Genomic DNA, 7,428 nt, shown 5'->3' with positions numbered 1-7,428 from the left:
CCGCAGGCAGCCGGGCGTAACCGCCCTCTAGCGCGATGGGGGCCGGCCAGTCCAGGCAGTGCACCTCCAGCAGCACCCGGCCGGCGTCTTCCACCGAGGGTCGCACGCCCAGGCTGGCCACGCCGGGCAAGGGGCTGGGCCCCAGACCATGCACCCGCACCACGAAGATGCCCTGGGCCGCCGGCCGGTGAGAGGGAAAGCGCAGGTTCAGGGTGCGAAAGCCCAGGTCGCGGCCCAGCTTGCGGCCATGCACCACATGGCCGGAGATGCTGTAGGGGCGGCCCAGCAGGGCGGCGGCGCGGCGCATGTCGCCGGCGGCCAGGGCCTCGCGCACGGCCGAGCTGGACACGCGCATGCCGTGCACCTCGTAGCTCATCATGCGGGCGACGTCGAAGCCCAGGTCGTTGCCAGCCGCATCCAGCAGCGCGTAGTCGCCGGCCCGCTTGGCGCCAAAGCGGAAGTCGTCGCCCACCAGCACATAGCGGGCGCGCAACTGCTCCACCAGCACCTGGCGGATGAAGTCCTCGGCCGGCAGGCTGGCCAGGCGGTCGTCGAAACGCATCAGCACCACGTCGTCCACGCCGCAGTGCTCCAGCTCCTGCAGCTTGTCGCGCAGGGTGGCAATGCGCAGCGGCGCGGCCTCCGGCTTGCCCAGCTTGCGGGCGAACCAGTCGCGCGGGTGGGGCTCGAAGGTCATCACGCAGCTGCGCAGGCCGCGCAGCCGGGCCTCGTTGTTCAGCAGGGCCAGCATGGCCTGGTGGCCACGGTGCACCCCGTCGAAATTGCCGATGGTGAGGGCGCAGCCGGAACCGGCGGCGAAGGATGGGTGATGACCTCGGAAGACTCGCATGGCCGGCGGATTATCGGCGCGCGGCCATCACTCTGCAGGCCAGCCGGGAATCCAGCACCACTGGCCCGGGGCCAGGTCGGCCGGCAGGGCCAGCGGGCCGAAGCGGCTGCGGTGCAGGGCCTCCACCCGGTTGCCCACCGCGGCCACCATGCGCTTGACCTGGTGGTACTTGCCTTCGGTCAGGGTCAGGCGCAGATGGGTCTCGTCCACCGCCTCGCAGGCGGCCGCCGCCACCGGGGCCGGGTCATCGTCCAGCACCACGCCGGCCAGCAGGCGGGGCACCGCATCGGCCGCCAGCGGGTGTTTGCAGCTCACTTCGTAGACCTTGGGCACATGGTACTTGGGCGAGGTGAGCTTGTGGATCAGCTTCCCGTCGTCGGTCAGCAGCAAGAGGCCGGTGGTGTCCTCGTCCAGCCGGCCGATGGGTTGCAGGCCGCGTTGGCGCAGCGGCGGGGGCAGCAGGGTCAGCACGCTGGGGTGGTGCTTGGGCTTTTGCGAGCACTCGTAGCCCGCGGGCTTGTGCAGCATCACCAGGGCCTGGGCATGGAAGGGCCAGTCGCGGCCTTCCACGTTCAGCACCAGGCCCTCGGTGGGCAGGTCCTCGTCGGGGTCGTCCAGCGTGCGGCCCGCGTGGCGGACCAGGCCGGCGTACACCAGGCCGGCGCAGGCCCGGCGGGTGCCGAAGCCCTGGCTGAAAAGGATTTGAGTGATTTTCACCCGGTCATTTTCGGGTGTTTTTCGCTCTGTACGGGGTTTGCCCGCCTCAGTTGCCTGCGCCGCGATCCGATATGGGGCTGTGACAGGGCGCTCGCCCTGCCCGCTCAACACATCTCTTTTTGGGAGGCGCCACATCCATGCCGATGCTCGACAAGTACTTTGCCAACCCGGCCGCGTTGCCGTCCATGCCCGAGGTGGCGCACCGCCTGCTGAAGTCCTTCGATGATGAAGGGCTTGGCATGCAGGCGCTGGCGGACCTGATCGCCCAGGACCAAGGCCTGTCGGTCAAGGTGCTGCGCCTGGCCAATTCGGCCCGGTACAGCCCGGCGCACGCCATCGCCACCCTGAAGGAGGCCGCCATGAACATCGGCATGGTCAGCCTGCGCGATCTGGCGCTGGCCGCCTGTGTGGCCGGGGCCTTTCCCCAGGTGACAGGGTTCGACCGCCTGCGCTTCTGGCGCCAGTGCCTGGCCACCGCGGGGCATGCGCGCATGCTGGCGTCTGCCTGCGATCTGGAGCCGGACAGCGCCTATCTGGCGGGCCTGGTCATGCGCACCGGCGAACTGTTGATGCTGATGCAGGACCCGGAGATGGTGGCCCTGGCCGAGTCCCGGGCCCATGCACCCGACAGCCTGCTGGACCATGAGCGCTTGCTGATGCAATGCACCCATGTTCAGGTGACGGCCGAGCTGGCCCTGCGCTGGCACTTCCCGCAAACGCTGGTGGACGGCTTGAGTGCTGCCGACGACCCGCTGAACCGGCGTCCGTTCTGCAAGCTCGGTGGCGTGCTGCGCCTGGCCAGCGTGATGGCCGAAGCGGGTGATCTGGGATTGCCGCCGCTGACCACGCTGCTCGAGGCCCAGGGCGAGTTGGTGCAGCGTCTGGGGCTGGACCTGGAGTGGCTGGCCGGGCACCTGAGCCCCTATGAAACCCTGACCGACGGCGTGGACCAACTGCTGCACTGAGCTGGCCCCCCGGGCGCCCCGGGCGCCCCGGCGGATGTTGTCCCCGGGGCGTGCTCTCCCGCGGCTCAGTCGCGGAAGTTGTCCATCGTCAGCGGCTGCTCGGCGAACTCCTTGCGCAGGAAGGCGATGGCCAGTTGCAGGTCGTCGCGGTTCTTGCCGGTCACCCGCACCTCGTCGCCCTGGATGCTGGCCTGCACCTTGAGCTTGCTGTTCTTGATGGCGCCGGTGATCTTCTTGGCCAGCTCGGACTCGATGCCGTCCTTGATCTTGTCGGTGCGGCGCAGCTTGTCACCGCCCATCTTCTCGAGCTTCTCACCCTTGGTGAGGAAGTTGACGGTGACGCCTTGCTTGACCAGCTTGCCCACCAGCACGTCGTTGAGCTGCTCGATCTGGAAGTCGCTGTCGCCGACGAGGTGGATCTCCTTTTCCTTCTCCTTGAGCTCCAGGCTGGCGCTGGTGCCCTTGAAGTCGAAACGGGTGCTGACTTCCTTGATGGCGTTCTCGACCCCGTTGCGCACCTTGACCATGTCGGGCTTGAGGGAGACGTCGAAACTGGGCATGGGGAACTCTTTCGCTCGGAAGGAAGGTGAAAACAAGGGCGGGAAAGGCGGAAAATTCTGCCATGCAAATCGAACCGGGCGTCAGCCTGAAACCCTACAACACCTTCGGCCTGCCTGCCGTGGCCGGCCAACTGGTGCGCATCCGTTCCGAAGCCGATGCGCGCGCCGTGGTGGACCACCCCGAGCTGGGCCTGGCGCCCAAGTTCGTGCTGGGTGGTGGCAGCAATGTGATCCTCACCCGCGACATGCCCGAACTGGTGCTCAAGGTCGAGATCCCGGGCATGCGCCTGGTGGCCGAGACGGACCGGGCGGTGATCGTCGAATTCGGTGCCGGCGAGCGCTGGCACGACGCGGTGGCCTGGACCCTGGACCAGGGCTGGCCCGGCCTGGAGAACATGGCCCTGATTCCCGGCACGGTGGGCGCGGCGCCGGTGCAGAACATCGGCGCCTACGGGCTGGAGTTGCAGGATCGCTTCGAGTCCCTGGACACGGTGGACCTGGTGACCGGCCGCACGGTGACGCTCAACGCGGCCCAGTGCAAGTTCGCCTACCGCGACTCCATCTTCAAGCGGGCGCTGGCCGGCAAGAGCCTGATCACGCGGGTGCGGCTGCGCCTGCCCAAGCGCTGGCAGCCCGTGCTGGGCTACCTGGACCTGGAGCGCAAGATGGAGGAGACCGGCAAGCACCAGCCGGACGCCCGCACCATCTTCGACTGGGTCTGCAGCATCCGCCGCGCCAAGCTGCCGGATCCGGCCCAGATCGGCAATGTGGGCAGCTTCTTCAAGAACCCGGTGGTCACGCCGGAGCAGTGCCGCGACATCATCGCCCGCGATCCGCATGTGGTGCATTACCCGCTGGAAGACGGCCGCTTCAAGCTGGCCGCCGGCTGGTTGATCGACGCCTGCGGCTGGAAGGGCAAGACCGTGGGCCATGCCGGGGTCTATGACAAGCAGGCGCTGGTGCTGGTCAACCGCGGCGGCGCCATCGGCTCCGAGGTGCAGACCCTGGCCCGCGCCATCCAGGAAAGCGTCTACGGCCGCTTCGGCATCCGGCTGGAGATGGAGCCGGTGATGGTCTGAGTCGGCGCGGCTCTGCCGGCGGCTCAGGACGCGCTGGGCAGGGTGGCTGCCGCCACCGGTTCGCGCAGCTGGCCCAGCGCCAGCTGCAGCACGCGGGCGTCGCTGCTGGCCCGGTGGCGGGTCAGCTGCAGGTGGGCGCGCACCTCGGCGCAGGTGTGGTCCCAGCGCGGGGCGTCGTCTTCGCCGATCAGCTCGTGCAGATGCTTCAGCGTGAAGGCGGGGTGCATGCCCGCCTCGTGGAACAGCATGGCCAGCCAGGTGTAGTCGTGAGCCCAGCCGTCGCAGTAGACGGTGCAGCCGCGCAGCCGGTCGTTGAGCAGCTGGGCCACCTCCTCCGGGTCCCGGCCGCGCTGTTCCAGCAGCTCGCGGCTCAGGCCGTGCAGGCGCTCGGCCCGGCCGTCCCAGTGGGTCCAGTGGGCCGGCGGGCGGACCAGGGTGCAGACGGCTTCGCCGTCCGGCATCACGAAGCCGACCTCGATCGGGTAGCTGCCGCGGCCGAAGCCGGAGGCTTCGACATCGATCACACAGGGCAGTGGACCGTGGGTGCGAGGGGCGGACGACATGGGGGTTCCTGCAGTGCTGGGCGGAGTGTCTCCCCGCATGCAGCAACTCGCGTACCCGGGAGAGCCCTGAGGCGCCTCCCGTGTCCCCAATATGCGGGATCGATCAGTGCGCCTGCAGGTCCAGGGTCTCGGGGTGGCGCCGCATGTACACCGCCACGTAGCTGCAGCTGGGCCGCACCTTCAGCCCGTGCGCGCGGGCGTGTTCCAGCGCCGCCGCCACCAGCCGGCCGGCGATGCCCCGGCCCTCCAGGGCAGGAGGCACGCCGGTGTGGACCATGTCCATCACGCCGTTGTGCAGGTGGTAGCTGGCCACGCAGAGCAGGCCGTTCACCTTGGTCTCGAAACGCGAGGCGGCGGCGTTGTGCACGATGACGGGTTCGGTCGAATCGTTCATCGGAGGCTCCGGTCTGTCTGCGATCAGCGCTGGGGCATGGGGCCCAGCTGCTCCCACAGGAAGGCGAATTCCAGCGCCTGGCGGTCGGCCAACTGGGCGTTGTTGGCTGCGCTGCCGTGGCCGCCCTCGATGTTCTCGTAGTACAGCACGTCGTGGCCTTGCGCCATCATGCGGGCGGCCATCTTGCGGGCATGGCCGGGGTGGACGCGGTCGTCGCGGGTGGAGGTGACGAAGAAGACCTTGGGGTACTTCACACCGACCTTGACGTTCTGGTAGGGGCTGTAGCGCGAGATGTAGGCCCATTCGGCCGGCACATCCGGGTTGCCGTACTCGGCCATCCAGCTGGCGCCGGCCAGCAGCTTGTTGAAGCGCTTCATGTCCAGCAGCGGCACCTGGCAGACCACGGCATTGAACAGGTCCGGTCGCTGCACCAGCACCGCGCCCATCAGCAGGCCACCATTGCTGCCGCCCATGATGCCCAGGTGCTTGGGTACCGTGATCTCGCGGGCCACCAGGTCCTCGGCCACGGCGATGAAGTCGTCGTAGCTGTGCTGCTTGTTGGCCTTGACGGCGGCCTGGTGCCAGGCCGGGCCGTACTCGCCCCCGCCGCGGATGTTGGCCACCACGGCCACGCCGCCGTGGGCGAGCCAGGCCTGGCCCCAGCTGGCCGAGTACCAGGGCTGCATCGAGACCTCGAAGCCGCCGTAACCGTAGAGCAGGGTGGGGTTGGCGCCGTTGGCCTTTGCGTTTCGCGGCCAGATGACGAAGTAGGGCACCCGGGTGCCGTCCCTGGAGGTGGCGAAGTGCTGCTCCACCTTCATGCCCGTGGCATCGAAGAAGGCCGGGCGCGACTTGATCTTGACCAGACGGTCGGTGGCCGCGTTGCCCAGGTAGAGCGAGTCCGGGGTCAGGAAGTCGACGTAGGACAGCAGGTAGTGCTCGGCCAGCGCGTCCTGCGCCACCTGCGGGTCGTGCAGGGCCTGCACCTGCAAGGTGCCGGGGAAGGGGGTGTCGATGCTGCGTTCCACCCACTGCCCCTGGGCATTCTGGCGCCAGGCCACCACCCGGTTGGCCACGTTGTCCATCACCGACAGCAGGATCTGCTGGTCGGTGGTGGTGTAAGCATCCAGCGAGCGGGTGGCGGTGGGCGTGAACAGCGCCGTGAACTGGCGCTCGCCCTTCAGATAGGCGGCGGCATCGCCCAGCAGCAGCGCGCCGCTGGGCCAGGTGCGGCCGGCCAGTGCCCAGTCGCTGCGCAGCTTGATCAGGACATGCTGCTTCCAGAAGCTCAGTTGGGCGTCCAGCGGCTTGTCGATGGGCAGCAGCTTGCCGTCCTGCCAGAGGGCGATGTCATTGGTGTAGAAGTCCGGCGAGCGGCCCAGCACCACGCGCTGGAAGCCGGGGGTCGGGTGCACCGTGGCGAAGGCGGCCACATCGGTCTTCTGGCCCTCGTAGACGGTGCTCGCCGCGCTCAGCGGTGTGCCGCGCTGCCAGAGCTTCACCACCCGCGGGTAGCCTGAGTCGGTCAGCGCGCCGGGGCCGAAATCGGTGCCCACGAAAAGATGGTTTTTGTTCAGCCATTCGACCTCGGAATTGGCCTCCGGCAGCGAGAAGCCGTCGGCCAAGAAGCGGCGAGTGGCCAGATCGAACTCGCGCACCACCTTGGCGTCCGCGCCGCCGCGCGACAGCGAGATCAGGCAACGGGTCGAAGAGCCGCCCAGCAGCTGGGCGCCGCCCCAGACCCAGTTCTCTTTCTCGTCGTGCGCCAGCGTGTCCAGGTCGAGCACCACATCCCAGGCCGGTTCGGCCTGCTGGAAGCTTTCCAGCGTGGTGCGGCGCCACAGGCCGCGGGTGTTCTTCTCGTCGCGCCAGAAGTTGTAGAGCCAGTCGCCCCGCCGCACCACCGCAGGGATGCGCTCCTTGGAGTCCAGGATGGCCTGCAGGCTCTGGCGGGTCTGGGCAAAGCCGGGTTCGGCCTCCAGCAGCTTGCGGCTGGCGGCGTTGTGCTCGCGCACCCAGTTCAGCGCGCGTTCGCCTTCCACCTCTTCCAGCCACAGGAAGGGATCTGCGTCGGTGGCGGGTGGGGTGGGGGTGGCGGGGGTCTGGGCCATGGTGAGAGGGGCGCTGGTGGCGCCCAGCAGAGCGAGGGCCTGGCGGCGGGTGAGCAAGGTCATGTGAGAGGACGGCGAGGGTGGTGCCGGAGCAAGTGGCCGTGGCGGGTGGCGCCACCGGTCAGTCAACACGAACAAGGCGCCGACCCGGGTGTTCCGCGGTCAGGCCAGAAACCCGATGATAGGGGG

The 7,428-nt window shown here is 68.7% G+C and carries 8 protein-coding genes; 2 read left to right on the top strand and 6 right to left on the bottom strand.

All coding sequences use genetic code 11. The features are described from left to right. Both I73_RS18595 and I73_RS18590 read right to left on the bottom strand, forming a co-directional pair. A partial coding sequence (locus tag I73_RS18595) for a bifunctional riboflavin kinase/FAD synthetase (RefSeq protein ID WP_022981997.1) occupies positions 1 to 850 on the bottom strand: 850 nt, incomplete at its 3' end. A 27-nt stretch (positions 851 to 877) separates the two neighbouring features. Next, positions 878 to 1,567 carry a 16S rRNA pseudouridine(516) synthase gene (locus I73_RS18590; RefSeq protein ID WP_022981996.1) on the bottom strand — a complete coding sequence of 230 codons (690 nt, stop codon included), beginning with the start codon at positions 1,565 to 1,567 and terminating at the stop codon, positions 878 to 880. Between the two features lie 137 nt (positions 1,568 to 1,704). On the opposite strand from I73_RS18590, the gene I73_RS18585 reads away from it, so the two are divergent. Beyond that, positions 1,705 to 2,532 (top strand): HDOD domain-containing protein, encoded by an 828-nt coding sequence (locus I73_RS18585; protein ID WP_022981995.1) that lies wholly within the window; start codon positions 1,705 to 1,707, stop codon positions 2,530 to 2,532. Positions 2,533 to 2,597: 65 nt separating this feature from the next. Here I73_RS18585 and I73_RS18580 read toward each other — a convergent pair whose 3' ends face one another. Beyond that, positions 2,598 to 3,092 carry a YajQ family cyclic di-GMP-binding protein gene (locus I73_RS18580; RefSeq protein WP_022981994.1) on the bottom strand — a complete coding sequence of 165 codons (495 nt, stop codon included), beginning with the start codon at positions 3,090 to 3,092 and terminating at the stop codon, positions 2,598 to 2,600. A 62-nt stretch (positions 3,093 to 3,154) separates the two neighbouring features. Between I73_RS18580 and murB the strand changes: the two genes are divergently transcribed. Then, positions 3,155 to 4,171, top strand: a complete 1,017-nt coding sequence (gene murB, locus I73_RS18575) for a UDP-N-acetylmuramate dehydrogenase (protein ID WP_022981993.1) — start codon at positions 3,155 to 3,157, stop codon at positions 4,169 to 4,171. Between the two features lie 23 nt (positions 4,172 to 4,194). Here murB and I73_RS28965 read toward each other — a convergent pair whose 3' ends face one another. The 3 genes from I73_RS28965 to I73_RS18560 form a co-directional block, all read right to left on the bottom strand. Next, on the bottom strand, positions 4,195 to 4,734 hold the full coding sequence (locus tag I73_RS28965; RefSeq protein WP_022981992.1) for a hypothetical protein: 540 nt from the start codon (positions 4,732 to 4,734) through the stop codon (positions 4,195 to 4,197). A gap of 103 nt (positions 4,735 to 4,837) precedes the next feature. After that, entirely contained in the window at positions 4,838 to 5,128 is a 291-nt protein-coding gene (locus tag I73_RS18565; RefSeq protein ID WP_022981991.1) for a GNAT family N-acetyltransferase, read from the bottom strand. A 23-nt stretch (positions 5,129 to 5,151) separates the two neighbouring features. Then, a complete protein-coding gene (locus I73_RS18560; RefSeq protein WP_022981990.1) occupies positions 5,152 to 7,302 on the bottom strand; it encodes a prolyl oligopeptidase family protein in 2,151 nt (716 codons plus the stop codon). Between the last annotated feature and the right edge of the window lie 126 nt (positions 7,303 to 7,428).

Origin of the sequence: Ideonella sp. B508-1 (assembly GCF_000333615.1) — a bacterium.
GTDB lineage: Bacteria > Pseudomonadota > Gammaproteobacteria > Burkholderiales > Burkholderiaceae_C > Ideonella.
The sequence above is the reverse complement of the archived record's forward strand: the minus strand, read 5'-3'. Positions and strand labels throughout refer to the sequence as shown.